15 protein-coding genes are annotated in these 15,389 nt (G+C 38.3%); 3 read left to right on the forward strand and 12 right to left on the reverse strand.

Annotated elements, in window-relative coordinates; all coding sequences use genetic code 11:
- Window positions 1-119: 119 nt before the first annotated feature.
- Window positions 120-1,571, forward strand: coding sequence for a YfcC family protein (locus ACFWE9_RS13670; RefSeq protein ID WP_230158821.1), 1,452 nt, complete (start codon window positions 120-122; stop codon window positions 1,569-1,571).
- A 79-nt stretch (window positions 1,572-1,650) separates the two neighbouring features.
- Here ACFWE9_RS13670 and ACFWE9_RS13675 read toward each other — a convergent pair whose 3' ends face one another.
- On the reverse strand, window positions 1,651-2,394 hold the full coding sequence (locus tag ACFWE9_RS13675) for an SDR family oxidoreductase (protein WP_230158820.1): 744 nt from the start codon (window positions 2,392-2,394) through the stop codon (window positions 1,651-1,653).
- A 173-nt stretch (window positions 2,395-2,567) separates the two neighbouring features.
- Here ACFWE9_RS13675 and ACFWE9_RS13680 point away from each other — a divergent pair, with 173 nt between their 5' ends.
- The gene (locus tag ACFWE9_RS13680) at window positions 2,568-2,687 is read left to right on the forward strand and encodes a DUF4023 family protein (RefSeq protein ID WP_061465287.1); all 120 of its coding nucleotides are present in this window, start codon (window positions 2,568-2,570) and stop codon (window positions 2,685-2,687) included.
- A gap of 52 nt (window positions 2,688-2,739) precedes the next feature.
- Here the strand turns inward: ACFWE9_RS13680 and ACFWE9_RS13685 are convergent, their stop codons facing one another.
- The 3 genes from ACFWE9_RS13685 to ACFWE9_RS13695 all read right to left on the reverse strand — a co-directional run bounded on the left by ACFWE9_RS13685 (window position 2,740) and on the right by ACFWE9_RS13695 (window position 6,444).
- Window positions 2,740-3,432: a hypothetical protein gene (locus tag ACFWE9_RS13685; protein ID WP_230158963.1), complete on the reverse strand. Its 693-nt coding sequence runs from the start codon at window positions 3,430-3,432 to the stop codon at window positions 2,740-2,742.
- A gap of 213 nt (window positions 3,433-3,645) precedes the next feature.
- Window positions 3,646-5,562, reverse strand: a complete 1,917-nt coding sequence (locus ACFWE9_RS13690; protein WP_230158818.1) for a vWA domain-containing protein — start codon at window positions 5,560-5,562, stop codon at window positions 3,646-3,648.
- 15 nt (window positions 5,563-5,577) lie between these two features.
- Window positions 5,578-6,444 carry an ATP-binding protein gene (locus ACFWE9_RS13695; protein ID WP_377357212.1) on the reverse strand — a complete coding sequence of 289 codons (867 nt, stop codon included), beginning with the start codon at window positions 6,442-6,444 and terminating at the stop codon, window positions 5,578-5,580.
- 356 nt (window positions 6,445-6,800) lie between these two features.
- On the opposite strand from ACFWE9_RS13695, the gene ACFWE9_RS13700 reads away from it, so the two are divergent.
- A complete protein-coding gene (locus tag ACFWE9_RS13700; RefSeq protein ID WP_230158817.1) occupies window positions 6,801-7,436 on the forward strand; it encodes an FMN-dependent NADH-azoreductase in 636 nt (211 codons plus the stop codon).
- A 237-nt stretch (window positions 7,437-7,673) separates the two neighbouring features.
- Here the strand turns inward: ACFWE9_RS13700 and ACFWE9_RS13705 are convergent, their stop codons facing one another.
- Genes ACFWE9_RS13705 through ACFWE9_RS13740 form a run of 8 tightly spaced genes read right to left on the reverse strand, consistent with a single transcriptional unit; the run spans window position 7,674 to window position 15,360 of the window.
- A complete protein-coding gene (locus ACFWE9_RS13705) occupies window positions 7,674-8,189 on the reverse strand; it encodes a serine O-acetyltransferase (protein WP_377357215.1) in 516 nt (171 codons plus the stop codon).
- Window positions 8,190-8,199: 10 nt separating this feature from the next.
- The gene (locus tag ACFWE9_RS13710; protein WP_377357217.1) at window positions 8,200-9,321 is read right to left on the reverse strand and encodes a glycosyltransferase; all 1,122 of its coding nucleotides are present in this window, start codon (window positions 9,319-9,321) and stop codon (window positions 8,200-8,202) included.
- The gene (locus tag ACFWE9_RS13715) at window positions 9,318-10,601 is read right to left on the reverse strand and encodes a hypothetical protein (RefSeq protein ID WP_230158814.1); all 1,284 of its coding nucleotides are present in this window, start codon (window positions 10,599-10,601) and stop codon (window positions 9,318-9,320) included. The genes ACFWE9_RS13710 and ACFWE9_RS13715 overlap by 4 nt, the downstream gene beginning before the upstream one ends.
- Entirely contained in the window at window positions 10,598-11,875 is a 1,278-nt protein-coding gene (locus ACFWE9_RS13720) for an oligosaccharide flippase family protein (protein ID WP_230158813.1), read from the reverse strand. The genes ACFWE9_RS13715 and ACFWE9_RS13720 overlap by 4 nt, the downstream gene beginning before the upstream one ends.
- Window positions 11,876-11,928: 53 nt before the next feature.
- The gene (locus ACFWE9_RS13725) at window positions 11,929-12,642 is read right to left on the reverse strand and encodes a WbqC family protein (protein WP_230158812.1); all 714 of its coding nucleotides are present in this window, start codon (window positions 12,640-12,642) and stop codon (window positions 11,929-11,931) included.
- On the reverse strand, window positions 12,643-13,269 hold the full coding sequence (locus ACFWE9_RS13730; protein ID WP_230158811.1) for a PIG-L deacetylase family protein: 627 nt from the start codon (window positions 13,267-13,269) through the stop codon (window positions 12,643-12,645). It lies immediately after the preceding gene.
- A complete protein-coding gene (locus tag ACFWE9_RS13735) occupies window positions 13,269-14,240 on the reverse strand; it encodes a Gfo/Idh/MocA family protein (RefSeq protein ID WP_230158810.1) in 972 nt (323 codons plus the stop codon). Before ACFWE9_RS13735 ends, ACFWE9_RS13730 begins: the two co-directional genes overlap by 1 nt.
- On the reverse strand, window positions 14,230-15,360 hold the full coding sequence (locus tag ACFWE9_RS13740) for a DegT/DnrJ/EryC1/StrS family aminotransferase (protein ID WP_377357221.1): 1,131 nt from the start codon (window positions 15,358-15,360) through the stop codon (window positions 14,230-14,232). Before ACFWE9_RS13740 ends, ACFWE9_RS13735 begins: the two co-directional genes overlap by 11 nt.
- Window positions 15,361-15,389: the final 29 nt, after the last annotated feature.

Consider the following 15,389-nt stretch of genomic DNA (forward strand, 5'->3'; position numbering starts at 1 on the left):
ATGTAATATATAGATACATAAGATGTTATTTAACATAACACGAAATATGATTATGGATCATTTCATCTATATTATCTGGAAGTACATGTTAATAAACTAAAGATGATGGGGGAAAAATAATGGCATTAGAAAATGATTCGAAAAAAATTGTCAGTATCGATGAAGCGACTAAATTCAATAAAAAGAAGTTTAATATGCCACATATTTATGTCATATTATTCGTATTTATCATACTTGCAGCACTCGCAACTTATTTCGTTCCTGCTGGTGTTTATGAGCGAATTCCAGGTCCTGAGGATCGATTGACGATTGATCCAAACTCCTATCGACTCGTTGAACAAACACCTATTACTCCAGTAGACTTCATGACAGCTATACCAAAAGGCTTGGTAGCTGCAGGGGAGATCGTTTTTTTCACATTCATCATCGGAGGAATATTTTCAGTACTACGGAAAACAGGACTTATTGAAATAGGAGTGGATAGATTAGCAAGGCGATTTTCGACAAAAAGTATGATGTTAATTCCTATCCTCACAGTAGTATTTGCTATTATTTGCAGTTTGATTGGAACACAGGAATTAAGTTTAGTGTATGTACCTGTCATCCTCCCCCTAATGATTGCCTTAGGATTTGATTCTATGGTTGCCGTCTCTGTAGCTTTAGTCGCAACTACCGCTGGGTTCATGACAGGCTTTCTTAACCCCATTAACACTGGGTTAGGTCAAAAAATCGCAGGTCTTCCCCTATATTCCGGTATCGAGCTAAGGATTATCGCTTTTATCATATTTGTTACTGCTGGGATGGCTTACATTATGCGGTATGCTAAAAAGGTTAAAAATAATCCAAAGTGTAGTTTTGTATTTGATGACGATCAAACCAAACGGACGCTATACTTAAATAAGCCTGGATCTGAAATATATAAGGTGAATAAAAAACAGAAAATTGCATTAATTTTAACGGTCGGTTTCTTGTTTCTACTCGTATATGGCGTTTTAGCAAAAGGTTGGTTTATGTTGGAAATGGCAGGTCTCTTCATTATCATGGGAATCGTTGTCGGTTTAGTTGCCGGGTTAAACTTATCGGAAATTTGCGAAGGATTTAATGACGGATTTCGAGAAGTTTTGGTCGGTTCCATGATTGTGGGTGTTGCAAGAGCTGTCGCTGTTGTTATGGAGGATGGTCAAGTAATGGACACGATCGTTCATAGTCTCGGTAATCTTGTCGGCGACTTCCCCGCTGTATTTAGCGCTCTCGGCATGTTTATTGTACAAATGTTATGTAGTCTTTTAATCCCCTCCGGAAGCGGTCAGGCTTTAGTTACCATGCCCATCATGGCTCCATTGGCCGACATCATCGGTGTTACAAGACAAACAGCCGTGTTAGCTTATCAGCTAGCAGACGGAATCGGTAATATATTATATCCAACATCTGGCTATTTCATGGCCACCCTTGCCTTAGCAGGAGTCGCCTGGCAAAAATGGGTTCGCTTTTACCTGCCCTTGTTTTTAATCTGGTTCCTCTTATCGGGCGCTTTCTTGATCATCGCTCAAACAATTCACTGGAATGGTTAATTTCAAATTAAAAATATTACAAAATACTAAAGCAACGTTGTATTAGTACGTTGCTTTAGTTGAATTACAAGCAATTAAATTAAATGAATCCACCATTGACCCTAATCGTCTGACCCGTAACCCACTGGGCTTGTTCACTCACCAAAAACGATACCACATTGGCAATGTCTTCCGTTTCACCTAAACGTCCGAAGGCATTCATTTTTTTCATTCCTTCGATTTGCTGCTCAGATTTCCCTACATTAAACAACTCTGTGTTAACCGGTCCTGGAGCAATTGCATTGATCGTAATCCCTTTTGGGCCGAACTCTTTGGACAGATGTCTTGTGAATTGTTCAACCGCCCCCTTTGTACCTGCATACATGCTATATGAAGGAAACATCTGTCCTATTACAGAGGTTGAAATATTGACGATCCTTCCATCGGCCTCCATACATTTCAGGGCTTGTTGGCAAGCAAAGAATGTCCCCTTGGCGTTCACTGCAAACTGTTTATCAAAGTCTTCTTCCGTTGCTTCGGAAAGTGGTTTATTTATCATCAGTCCCGCATTGTTCACTAAAATATTGATTTTCCCGAACGCTTGGACCGTTTCTTCGAAGAGATTTATAATTTGGGAAACTTGGCTAATATCTGCTTGGATTGCTACCGCTTCCCCGCCGTTCTTCTTTATACCTTCAACCGCTTCATATGCCTTTTGAGAACTGCCTGAATAGTTGATCACCACTTTTGCACCCAAATCAGCAAGCTGTTCCGCTATAGCACGACCAATACCTCTTGATGAACCTGTAACCAAGGCAACTTTTCCATCCAACCGATTTTCCACTCATTTCCCTTCTTTCTTTTCATGATAGGATTTAATAAACATCCTTTCAGTCCATATTTTACCACCTTTCTCCCTTTACCATCAGCCTAGAGTCGCCCTTTATCTCCCATACTCATGAATTTCACCTCTTCTGGTTATAGTAAAGAAGAAAATAAACGGAGGAGGTACATTTAATGAAAAGTTCTAAGGAATTTGTTGAAAGTATTCAAGAACAGCAAAAAAAGGAAGAAGGCAATTTCCGCCGTCAAGGCAATGGGAATCCCGCTCAGAAATTACCGAATAAAAAACATTAATGAAGCCCATCTTCAATAGATCCCAGCCTTAATATAAGGCTGGGATTCTTTTTCACTCCGATGTACTTTTCTTCTTCATCTCTTCGATTTCTTTTGAGAATGTTTCTTCTATCTCTTTTTTATTTCCATATAAAAAGAGGTTATCACCTATTTTGATTTTATACTCATATAACTCTTTCCTGATTTTCACTTCTCCGCTTTCAATAAACAACATATTGATGTCCGCTCCTTCTGGGATAACATCAAACGCTTTGACATCGATGAATTCTGAATCCTCATAAATATCGATCTCCATGACCACGTCTTCATCTTCTAAAAACAGGACCTCCTCTATCGGGTGTTCCCATAATTCATAATGATTGTACATTTCACTTTTCATCTTATTCGATATTCTATTATTCAGGATTGGAGCTTTCACTAAAACGATTAAGATCACCAGTATCCCTATAATGATGCTTAACTCTATCAAGCGTAGATCATCTGTAAGCAATGTACTGATCGATGAAATGATGACCGCAAGTGAGAAGGCACCAAATAAAATTAAAAACATGCTTATTTTCCTTCGAACGGGGTGATCAATAATCGATTTTGACTCGTCAGTTGTAAACCCAGTACCCGTCAGCATGGAGATAACCTGAAATCTTGCCACTGAGCTTTTCAATCCAGTCAATTTCATCAAGGTAACCGATATTTCAATAACAAGAACAATGATTATAAAATAAAGTACCATAAACAGTAAATTCATCAAAATAACCACTCCCTCAGTTATGCTTTACCCAAATTCCAAAAAAGAAATCGCATTCGTTTTCTTTTCAAGCTCCCATCAATATATTCGCTTACTGCGAATAACTGACAAGACAAACAAAAAAACACAGTAAGATCCATTGAATCCTACTGTGTTTTTTAATTGATCAATCAAGATCTATCATAACTTCCAAATTCATTATTATGTTTCATATCAAATGGTCTTCAGCAGCAGTTTTTTCAACAGCGGTGTAAATTGTTCCGGCAATTCAGCAACACTCGGAATCATCAGCCGTTCTTTTCCGTAGATGTTTTTCATCGTCAGTTCTTCACTTTCATCAATCAATCCGTCTGCTAAAAACAGGCCTATGACTTCTATTCCCTTTTTCCTGGCTTCGGAGACGGCAAGATGCGTATCGACAATTCCATTTTGATCATATTCGCTTGCTGCCGGCTCACCATCGGAAAATACGAGCAAGAAACGGTTTTTTTCACGTCTTTTTTCCAATTCCATTGTGGCAACCCTGATGCTGTATCCGTCCCTGTTGTCTTCCTCCGGTTCAAGCTGCATGATTTTTGCTCCTGTATTTGCATAAAGAGAGTCCGAATGGGACTGGATCACGTGGAAGTAATTCGGCTGATATCCTTCTCTCACTTCATTTGCATCTTCCCAAAATCCCACGATTGAGTGGGGTATCCTTAACTTTTTCAGCACTTCATGAAAGAGTACGACCCCTCGTTTCGTTTCATCCATTTTGTTATGCATAGAAGCCGAGCAATCGATAAGCAATGTGAATACTGCATCCATTTCATTTGAATCCTGGTTCTTTTTATAAAAGACCCTTGGATTTTCTTCTAGTACAATCGGCAGTAATTTCTTCGATAAACGACCAAAAACTAAATCTTTTCTTGGGGCATTCTTTTTATTTTCCAGTGTTTTTTCAATTATACTTGCAAGTTTTCTCTTAAATGGTTCGATATCAGCAACGAACTCGCGGTAGCGTTTTTCTTCAGTAAGAGTCGGTATTTTTGCTTCTTTGATTACCTGGACGACGTCTTTATTGTCTTCACCAAATGGATGTTCACCACTCTTGCCGATATTCGTTTGCTTCTTCTCTAGCGTTTCCTGCTGATTGTATTCCTTTTGTTCACTTTCACCTGAAGAACCTTGGATGGACGCCAGTGCTTGGTCGGCATCTTCCGCTTCACGCGCACCTCCGCCCATCAAGCTTGTTTTCGTTCCCTGTTCCAATTCAAATTGAAGAAAGGTCGAATTATTCTCGCCATTCTTATTTTCTCGGTGCCATGTGGAGAACTTTTCATCAATGAACTCACTTTTCTCTTCATCTACATCTTCTGTATCATCGTTCAACAGTTCATCATTTCTAGTCAGTTCGTCAAATAAGGTATTTGCTGTATACTTCTCCACATTTGCAATGGGGAAGATGAAATATTCATTCATCGTATCCTGATATCCATCGTTCACACGAAAAACGATTTGCTCACAAATCCTTGTGATATCACTTGTTTTAGTGGCTTCAAAAACCGAATGGATATGCGGCTTGATTTTCTCCAGTTCTTCCAGTTGCCGCACATTGGCTCTGGGAAAAATGGGATCTGGCCTGTCAGATTGAAGCAGTAAATAGATGAGGCAGTATAATTCATCCAGTGCAAAACTTCTTGTGACATTCGTAGCCAATTGGCTTTCGAAATATTGTTTAAGGTAAGCTCTCCTTACCGAAAACCATTTTTTCGTGCCTGGCCTTTCTTTCTTCACCAATTCTTCTAATCGCAAGTCTTCCAATAAAGCGAACAATTGGGCTGCAAACTTTGGAAGTGAACTTTCCTCGATTATCTCCTGATACTCCTTCATACTCTGGATTGTTGAATGATGCAACGTACCTATCGTTCTAAGGAGCACGTCCGTTTTCAACCCAGCTTCCTTCACTTCCTTATTTCCGTTTTCCCAAAAATGACTGGCTGTGACCTTATTCTCGATGGAATCAATGAAGGAGCCATAATTGTATTCGAATTCCAGCTCAGGAATGCCTGACAAGACAGTCGAGAGATCCTGCAGCTGCAAAAAAAGAGCCGTATCAATTATTGAATCATTGAATCGGATATACTTCATGAGGCATTCTCCTAGTTAGAATAATGTGTCAGCCAAGTTCTTCACAAACTCCCGCTCCCGTTCCTCGTCCAACTTATCCACGATGGAACGAAGAATCGCCCGTTTTGGCGGAATCAATACACTCAGGTCGCAAGCATCAAGCAAAGCCCGGATCGATGCCGCATCTTCGGCCACTTTTCCTTGATTCACAGCATTAATCAGGTCACTCGACAGTTTAACGAACAATTCAATATTTCTTGAATCCTTTAACTTTGTATTGGTCTCGATCAAATGCTTTAATTGCTCCCCTTCGATATAAGGAACCTCGATCACGATAAACCTATTCTTCAGCGCTTCATTCAAAGGAACTGTGCCTACATAGCCTTCATTGATCGCAGCAATGACATTAAAGCCATCTTTAGCAGTGATGACTTCGTTCGTGAACGGATTCGTTATCGTTCTCCTGTAATCAAGCACCCCATTGATCAGCGGCAGTGTTTCCGGTTTAGCCATGTTTATTTCATCTATGTATAGAAAATGACCGTGATTCATTGAATTGATCACAGGTCCTGGAACGAATTCAATCACCTGTTTTTCCTCTTTGTAAGCCAATGTCTTGAAGCCCAATAAGCTTTCGGCATCAAGATCGACTGAGCAGTTCACACTGAACATCGGTTGGTTGAACAAATTCGATAATGTCTCGGCAAACTTAGTCTTTCCGGCCCCTGTCGGACCTTTCAGGAGAATATTCTTCCCCATGCTTAAGGCAGTGATGGCATCTACCATCAACTCCATCTCGGGAGGCAAATACCCGCCTTTCCTGATCAATTCCTCAAATTGAGCAGGCATTTTTTTATTTGTTTGTAATATCGTTGCGATTTCTTTTGGTAATCGATTGATCATTATGTCCCTACACCCCTTTTTGAACATTTTAAGGCTCTTTCCCATTAAAAACAAACACTAAGAAAAAGAGCTGCCATTTATGAAATGAATCTAAAAAGTCAGTCAGCTTATGAACCAGGCTTCACCGACCGCTATATGAAGATAATTTCCTTTTAAGGACATGGGCGATGTCATGTTTTTCAAATCATGAAAAGACGGCACCTCCAATTTATAGATGGGGCCGAAAGGAATACTCGCTTCCTCTTCTCTTTTTATAACAAACAAAATTCTAATGTAGAGATATTTTGATTAATTTTTTGCTATTTGAATCAAACTAAACTTGTCTTAATTTTGAAGGAGAAAGGTGACTTAACAAAATGGCTAAAGTATTATACATCACAGCGCATCCACATGATGATACACAATCTTTTAGTATGGCAGCAGGAAAGGCTTTTATTGAGACTTACAAAGAGGTCAATCCGAACGATGAAGTCGTTCATCTTGATCTTTATAAAGAGAACATCCCTCAACTTGATGTTGATGTTTTTAGTGGATGGGGCAAGCTTCAAACAGGAAAAGGTTTTGAAGAGCTTTCAGCAGAGGAACAAGCAAAAGTCGGACGCCTAGGTGAACTAAGCGATCAGTTTGTTTCAGCTGATAAATATGTATTCGTAACGCCTTTATGGAATTTTTCATTCCCTCCAGTAATGAAAGCATATATTGATTCTGTTTCTGTTGCAGGTAAAACATTTAAGTACACGGAACAAGGCGCGGTTGGTCTTTTAACAGATAAAAAAGCACTTCATATCCAAGCCCGCGGAGGTTTTTATTCTGAAGGCCCAGCTGCAGAGATGGAAATGGGTCATCGTTATTTAAATGTCATAATGAATTTCTATGGTATTCCGTCTTTTGAAGGCATATTCATTGAGGGTCATAATGCAATGGCAGATAAAGCACAAGAAATCAAAGAAAAAGGAATTGCACGTGCAAAGGACTTAGCTCATACTTTTTAAAAAATAGCGGGAAACGCATCGAATAGTTTCCCTCCTTAATTATGACTGTATCTCGAAAATAATGGGATACAGTTTTTTCATTTAATAAAATCAACCTTATAGCCTATTCGGCCATGGTTCCATATTTGAGAGAAAAAAGCCAACCACAATCCTCATATAGACTTATGTGATCATTAGAAAAAAACCGATTCTCCACATGACATGGATTATCGGTTTTTTGTTTTAAGTAGTAAGTACTTACTTTTTTATATTCAAACTGGGTACTCCGACTGCCGTGCAATTATCGGGCACGGATTTCAAAACGACTGCATTTGCCCCCACTTTCGAATTCGCGCCAATTCGGATGCCACCGTGTATTTTAGCGCCACATCCTATATACGCATAATCACATACGGTAGGTGCTTTTTTACTTTCTTTATTTTGTCCGAGCGATACTTGATGCATAATCGTAACATGATCCCCTATTTGGCAATATGGGTTGATCATAACGCCTTTAGCCCCATGAGGCAGACGTAAATCCTTTCCAATTTGACATTGTCCAGGAAACTCGCAATTCAGGAAAAGTCTTACAAGCAATAAATCTACCATGCGGTACATAATCCATAATACTTGTTTTACGACAGGAATGTTCACTTTATAGTAAATCGTATTGCCTATCCGGTAAATGAACATGACGATTATTCCATGAATTCCGCCCAGTCTCCCCCAGTTATTAATAAATGCCAATTTATTCAACCATTTAAATAATCCCATAACATACCTCCTAAGAGCATGACCCTATTTTATCAAACAGAGATAGTAATTTTCCCTCTTCATTCTCCCAATTATATTCTTGTCTATATGCAGCTTTTCCTCGTTCCCCCATGTTCGTGGCCATTTCAGGGGATTCCAGTAAATAAACCGCTTTTTGAACCATTTCATCCATATTTAATACATCGACCGACACTCCACATTCCCATTTATCCAGTACATCTTGAATAAGAAAATCAGAAACCATAAATGGAATGCCAGCGGCCATATATTCAAAACACTTTGTTGTTTTACCACCCATGAAATTAGGATCAGGGACTAAAAATGCCATACCTACATTTGCTCTCTGAATCGATTCAAACGCTTTATCAAAAGCCATTGCACCCTCCAGACTGATATGATCCTCCAAGTTGTTTTTAAAAATGAAAGTGTTCAATTTTCCGATGTATTCTTCACTGCCCGTTCCAATAATCTTCATGTGAAATTTCTTCTTTAAATCCACTAATCTTTTTGCGAGAAGCAGCATGGTTTCCCCGCCGCGTATATCTGAAATGCCCCCTAGATAGATAAAGGTAAAAACATCTTCTTTTGCTTCATTTTCTTTCATAAAAGGGACTTTCGGGTAATTATACACGTCCATTGTTGGGCAGGTTAGGAATCGATAATCCTCTTTATACGTACTTTCTGCAAACACGACCCCGCTGCATGCCCTCAGCAATTGTCTCTCCAAAAAACGATACATGCTCAATGCAAATTCGGGGATTTTTTTTCTCATAAGGACCTTTGGTACATTTTCATGCATGTCATAAACGATGCCCGGATGATAGCTGGGAATCCATCTGATTATATTCATTAAAATGAGCAGCTCTGGATCATGAAACTGAATCACATCAGGTTTATCTTTCTTGATTTTCTTATATAAAGGAGTCCACGTTAACATACGCTTTTTTCTTGATTGTTTAGCTAACAGTTCCACTTCTATATTGGCTGGAATATTACCTGGCAATAGATTATTTTCAATCGCTATATGTTTCACCTTGTACTTTCCTGTTTCTCCATGAGAAAATGCTTGGCGAAAATAAATCCTCGTATCATTCCATGGGTGCACAGAACTAATATTATAAAATAACTTCATCTGTTATCTCCCTTTTGTGAATCTGACCCTAACAACAAATACATGATAATGAAAGTAAAAACCATCCCACCTGTCACGAACGTTGTTGTAAGCGCAGTATCCGCTAAACACCATGCAGGTACAACAAACAGGATTATGCCAACACCTTGCCACTTTTCGTTTTGCGTCAGGCTATCATAAAGCCATAATACCGCTGCTAAGATCCCTGTATAAATCAAGAATCCAAGATAACCGAAATTAGCAAAAGCATCGGCGAACATATTCGCATTGGCTGCCATTTCAGGTCGGCCAAAGTACTCTGTACCGATAATATATGGCGGACTCCTGTCATAAACAGGATCTATGAATTTTTCAAATATACTATACGATAGCAAGGCTTTTGGATGAGTTGAAAAGAAATCGATATAATAGGTTGTCAGCAAACCCGGTGTGATGATCATCCTTCTGGCAAACAAATTAGATAAATATGTCTGATCAAGGATAAAATCCAGAAAAATGCTGATGCCTAACAACGAGCAAAGGCTCAAGCAAAAATACACCGCGAAATTCCGGCCCTTATTCTGAAACGCAATAAATACAACAATTAACAAAAAGGTCGATAAAAGAGTCGATTTCAACCCGTTTGCGGTGTATAAAAGGTATTGTAACGCCAGTCCGATAAACACATAGACATATTTTTTTTTGCATAAGCCAATGGTCACGATAAATGGATTACACACTTTTGCAAGCCACTGGATAATATAGCCGGCCGCAGGGGTTAGTTTTGTTCGAAAGGATAATCTCTTATCATAGATATCCTCAGAATCTATAGGGGGCTTTAGACTAAATCCACCCGAAATCTTGAAGATGTAAAGAAAAAAAATGAATAGTGTTACAACGAAAACGATTTTTAATAGACCGATATTAACATTAGCAGGTGTAATCTTCATCGTTGGCAATCGATTTACATTTCCAATGATAAGTAAACAAAAACACAAAAGAACATTCGTATATATAAAATCAGGCTGTAGCGTAAATAAATAATTTGGAACCCATACTACCGGTATATAGACAATAAAATATAAAATCCAGAAAACGAGTTCCGACGGCTTATCCAGATCCTTTTTTATGAATATGGCTGGCAATATAATTAAAAACATGGAAATTACTATCATGACTGCACTTGGATGTTGTCGATATATATATCCCATATAAGCATATTCAGGGGAAATAAAGTAAACGTAGGAAATATCGAGTAACCAGACGTATATTCCTACCAGACCCATTTGAATCAGCTTCATTTTTTTAGGTTATCCTCTCGATCTATGGAATGTATCGCCCTATAGCCGAGGAGAGCAAGAAAGTAGTAACTGGCCCCCATACAAATGCTATAGTATAAAATGGCTGTTTCAGCTGATCCCCCAAAAGTGAAGATGACCAGTACTCCAATAGTTGACAGCAACAGCCTTGAAACGTCCCATAAAAGCTGAGTCTGCTGTTTATTGACTATATACAATATTTGGGAAACTGGTACAACAATCACTTGACACAGAAACATAAATGACATCAACCTCACATATTCACCGGAAACACTCCACTCTTCTCCAAAAACAAAACCAAAGAGCCCTGGGGCTATCCACGCTAAAAGTATCAGTGACGGTATACCTGCCATTGCTAACTTAGTAATGATGCTTCTATATAATTTCAAAACTCTTCCAGGCTCATTCTTAATACTTTTAACTACTTCGGCGTAGAATACTGTTGAAATACTCGCTCCCACCAATGTAATGGGTAAACCGATCGTTTTTGAAGCCATGGAAAAATAACCTGTCACTTCGGGTCCGTATAGACGCATTAATAACAAAAATATGATTTGCATAGATAAAGAACTTAAGAGTGTCGACCATGTGGAGTATTTGGCGAATTTCTCATATTTTTTAAGCAAATATCCGATTCTCCTATAGTCCACTTTTGGCCAATGCATTTGCTTTAAGAAAAATCGCCATATATACGCAAGTGATATTCCTCGTCCAATCATATCTCCCGCTATTAAACCCATTCCTGGAGTGATATGATTAACCGAAATAAGCGAGAACTGACTAATCACATTACTAATTGATTGCAGCAGTTTAGAATGGGTTATACCTTTAAACTTATCTTCTTTTACCATCCAGTAAATCAACACTTGGTAAATCCCGGCAAAAAACAGACCACTTGAAAGCAAAAGGTCATTCATCATCGAAGTTTTAATTCCGTATAATTGAAATAACGATAAATTAAAAAAGCTAAAACTCATATTCAGGATACAAACAACGGCAATCGTAAACATACTAATGTACAGTATGTGAATTGTATTCTTATGGTTTTTTTCTAAAGGAATCGCCTTTTCTAAACAAAGAGATGCAAATGACATGAGAATGGCCAAAAGGGAAGTATAGGCTGAAAACACACCAAAATCTGCTGGTTTATATATTCTTGTTAATACGGGCGAACTTACAATGATAATCAGCTGTGCAAGTGAATTTCCCGTTAATAATACAAGTATTTTATTGATAAAATCATTTTTTATTTTCATATTCTCATACCACGCCACATCTCTATTTTATATACTTACGTACATTGTTCAGATTAGCTAAATCGATCTTTCGTTAACGTTTCTTTTATTTGATCGGTCGGATAGTACATAATCCAGTCAAGAATCGATAGATTTTTTACACACTCTTTCTCATTTTTCACTTCATACACGGGATGAATGAAATTTTGATAGACTACCTCGATCCCTTCTTGCTGAAATAATTCCACTTCCAAATAATCCTTACCGCTTTTCCCGCTTAAATAGCATGTACCGCCAGTTTGCTTAAGTAAGCTGACTAATCTCTCTGTTTTTCCAAAGGATGTGTTAAACTCAGTGGAAAGTTGTGTCTCTCCTTCATAGTTTAAATAATGTAAGATCAATTCAATTAAATGAATATTTAAATCGACTAACAAAGCCTGTTCTTTTTGATATGCTTCTTTCAGCATCGGGAAAAAGTCGTGAAAGTACGGGGCTTTTTTATAAACTTCTGAAATTTGTTTCAAATGATTCCTTTTCCATTTTTGGTTGGGGGAATGATAACTGATTAACTTTTCATGTAACATTTCAGGTTTTTTTTGAAGTGGCACCGTTAGCCTGGACTTTTTTCCATCCCCACCAAGAATATATGTTTTATTTTGAAAATTACTTGAAGAGTATTTCACATCTGTCAAATATATGAATACATCAGATTGGAAAGCTTTATGAAAGAAACCGATCCACGGCAGGAAATTAGGTTGGTGAATGGTGACGATCTTCGTTTTTCCCACCTACAAAACCTCTTTTGAAAAAATTAATAGAAACGTTTCCGCGTATTTACAATTCACTTGGGAACCTCTCCAACTGCCAATGTGCTCTGCATTCACTAAGTAATGACCCATATATCCGATTAACTGCGATTGAAACAAGGAAATCATTTGTTTTTTATCTTCCATGAATTCTGTAATATCACTATAAACATTGGGATGAAATTGATTGGCCGCGATGTTATTGTTTTGGTTGATTTGTTCGAATTCATATAACGTAAATTGTTTTTTCCTGAAGCAGCTTCGTACGACCTTTGCTAATTTTTGATGATCTTGATGACTGTCATTCATCCAATGTGTGTAGACTTCGTCTGGATTCACCTTTTCAATGATCGTATCGAGTTCTTTTATTAATGTATGTAATGGAATATCCTCAACGTTATGTCCCTCACAATGCTTAGAGAACTGTACCTCATATCCAAAATTGATAGCTGACTCGATGGACTCTTGCTTCCTGACATCGATATTGGAAGGGATGGAGAATATGACGTTGATAATTTGATGGCCTCGGCTCATTAGCTTACGAATTGTACCGCCCATACTAATTTCTGCATCATCTGGGTGTGCTGTTACTAATAATATTTTTTTCATCATGTTCCTCCATTCAATGCCTTTTCAATTATAGCTATCGCTTTAAGTGTTAGGTTCTTTTGTTCTCTGTACGCTGTTTTGTTTTTTGTTAATATCCATTCGGATAATTCAGTGATTTCATAGATTAAACTATTCTCTTTAATAGGTATACTCAACGTTTCTTCCGTGTTATTTTTGAGATTGTGGAAACTGATTTTTCGAATCTTATATAACGAATGAAGCCTGACCGTTCCTTCCTCACCGTAGATTTCCGATATGGAATCACATGTTAAATGTATTTTTGAAATCAACATCGTCAAGTTAAACTCTTTATATTCAAAAATGAGCGTACCGCCTAAATCCATTTTTTCTACGTTCATTTGTTTAAAATAATAACTGTTAACCGGAACTCCAAATAATTGAAGTGCAGCATAAATGGGATAAATTCCAATCGTTCTTAATGTGCCTCCACCATGATTTTCATCAAAAAGTGGCGCTTTTTCTCCATTCAATAAAGCCAAGTACTGCTTCGTGTAGTTTTGATACTTTAGGGTTGCCCCATGAATTTTCCCTGCCTTTTTAATGACACTTTCCAAAATACGGAAGTTAGGTTCGTAAATAGATTGTATGGCCTCAAATACAAACACATTTTGTTTATCTGCAGCATGGAAAACCCGATTTGCTTGCTCGACTGTCATAAATGCCGTTTTTTCCACAATCACGTTCTTCCCATGCTCAATAGCCTTCATCGCATGCTCATAATGGTAAGCATTAGGAGTAGCAATATATACAGTATCCAGCTCCTCATCTTCATAGGCGTCACCCAAAGACCGATAAGCTTTTGAAACTCCTTTATCTTTTGCAAGCTTCTTAGTGCAATGATATCTTCTTCCCCAAATCCCGATTACTTCTCCATTGGAACTTTCATTAATGGCATCAATCATTGCACAGCTAATTCTACCCGTCCCTATTATGGCAATCCTATTTTTCATCGTCATTTTCCAGTACCTGTTTGCATGTCGTCACAATGTATGTCAAATCCGCTTCAGACAGTTCCAAGTGACATGGTAACGTAAAGTGCGATTCACTAAATCTCTCGGCATTTGGGAGAGAGACCTGAGCATATTCATCACGCAATGTCGGCTGTAAATGTAACGGGACTCCATAACAATGTCCCGTGCTTATATGACGCTCCTTTAAATGCTGTTGAAATTTCTCGCATTGCTCTTTGTTTTTAGACATGACGATAATTTTATAATACGTTGAGTCATTGTGATCGGGCTCCGCTTGGAAATATAGACCATTCTCCCGGAAAACATCTTCTAATTTCTCTTTATAATAATGGAAGATATCCTGCCTCGAGTGAATCATCCCATCCGCTTCCTGAATTTGCAGGTAACCAAGGAGTGCATTAAATTCGCTTAAAAGCATGTCGCTGGATAGCACTTGATTGATGGCGCCACTTTCATTTCCGTGGTGCCTCAGCAACTCACAGTATTTGCTTAAACGCTCATCATCCGTTGTCATGACACCTCCCGTAGCACTGGTTACAATTTTAGTGGGATACATGGAGAATACCCCGGCATATCCAATTGAACCGGCCTTATATCCATTTATAGTGGCACCAAAAGCATGGGAAGCATCTTCGATTAGATACAGATTATTCTCATCGCAAAACTCTTTCATTTCAAAAATATTACTAGGGATCTTACCGGCAATATACGTAATGAGGACAACCTTCGTATTGGGGGTCACGGCGTTCTTTAAACTATTAAAATCTAAATTGAAATCGTCTAAATTAATGTCACAAAGAACGACTCTTCCTTTCGCATTTTTCACCGCATACACGGGTGAAACGAACGTATTGCTCGGCATGATCACATCTTTGCCTTCAACATCCAGATACTTTAAAATCACTTCAATGGCGGCTGTTGCACTAGAAAGAGCGACCGCATACTTAGATTTGCTGAATTGTCTGACGCCTTCTTCTAATTTCCGAGTGTAATCCCCTAGAATTAACTTTCCGGAATCCAAAATGCTCGGAAGGTTTGTCAGATATTCTCGTTTTACCCAATCCGTTATCACCGGCTTTGTATTTACGATATTCTCCATATAACCCCATCCTTTTCCATAGTTAGAAG

The sequence above is a fragment of the Peribacillus sp. NPDC060253 genome (assembly GCF_042727425.1).
Taxonomy (GTDB): domain Bacteria; phylum Bacillota; class Bacilli; order Bacillales; family DSM-1321; genus Peribacillus.

Coding starts and splice junctions, on each gene's coding strand:
- ACFWE9_RS13670 (WP_230158821.1), top strand. CDS start 120: ATGGCATTAGAAAATGATTCGAAAAAAATTGTCAGTATCGATGAAGCG.
- ACFWE9_RS13680 (WP_061465287.1), top strand. CDS start 2,568: ATGAAAAGTTCTAAGGAATTTGTTGAAAGTATTCAAGAACAGCAAAAA.
- ACFWE9_RS13685 (WP_230158963.1), bottom strand. CDS start 3,432: ATGAATTTACTGTTTATGGTACTTTATTTTATAATCATTGTTCTTGTT.
- ACFWE9_RS13690 (WP_230158818.1), bottom strand. CDS start 5,562: ATGAAGTATATCCGATTCAATGATTCAATAATTGATACGGCTCTTTTT.
- ACFWE9_RS13695 (WP_377357212.1), bottom strand. CDS start 6,444: ATGATCAATCGATTACCAAAAGAAATCGCAACGATATTACAAACAAAT.
- ACFWE9_RS13700 (WP_230158817.1), top strand. CDS start 6,801: ATGGCTAAAGTATTATACATCACAGCGCATCCACATGATGATACACAA.
- ACFWE9_RS13705 (WP_377357215.1), bottom strand. CDS start 8,189: ATGGGATTATTTAAATGGTTGAATAAATTGGCATTTATTAATAACTGG.
- ACFWE9_RS13710 (WP_377357217.1), bottom strand. CDS start 9,321: ATGAAGTTATTTTATAATATTAGTTCTGTGCACCCATGGAATGATACG.
- ACFWE9_RS13715 (WP_230158814.1), bottom strand. CDS start 10,601: ATGAAGCTGATTCAAATGGGTCTGGTAGGAATATACGTCTGGTTACTC.
- ACFWE9_RS13720 (WP_230158813.1), bottom strand. CDS start 11,875: ATGAAAATAAAAAATGATTTTATCAATAAAATACTTGTATTATTAACG.
- ACFWE9_RS13730 (WP_230158811.1), bottom strand. CDS start 13,269: ATGAAAAAAATATTATTAGTAACAGCACACCCAGATGATGCAGAAATT.
- ACFWE9_RS13735 (WP_230158810.1), bottom strand. CDS start 14,240: ATGAAAAATAGGATTGCCATAATAGGGACGGGTAGAATTAGCTGTGCA.
- ACFWE9_RS13740 (WP_377357221.1), bottom strand. CDS start 15,360: ATGGAGAATATCGTAAATACAAAGCCGGTGATAACGGATTGGGTAAAA.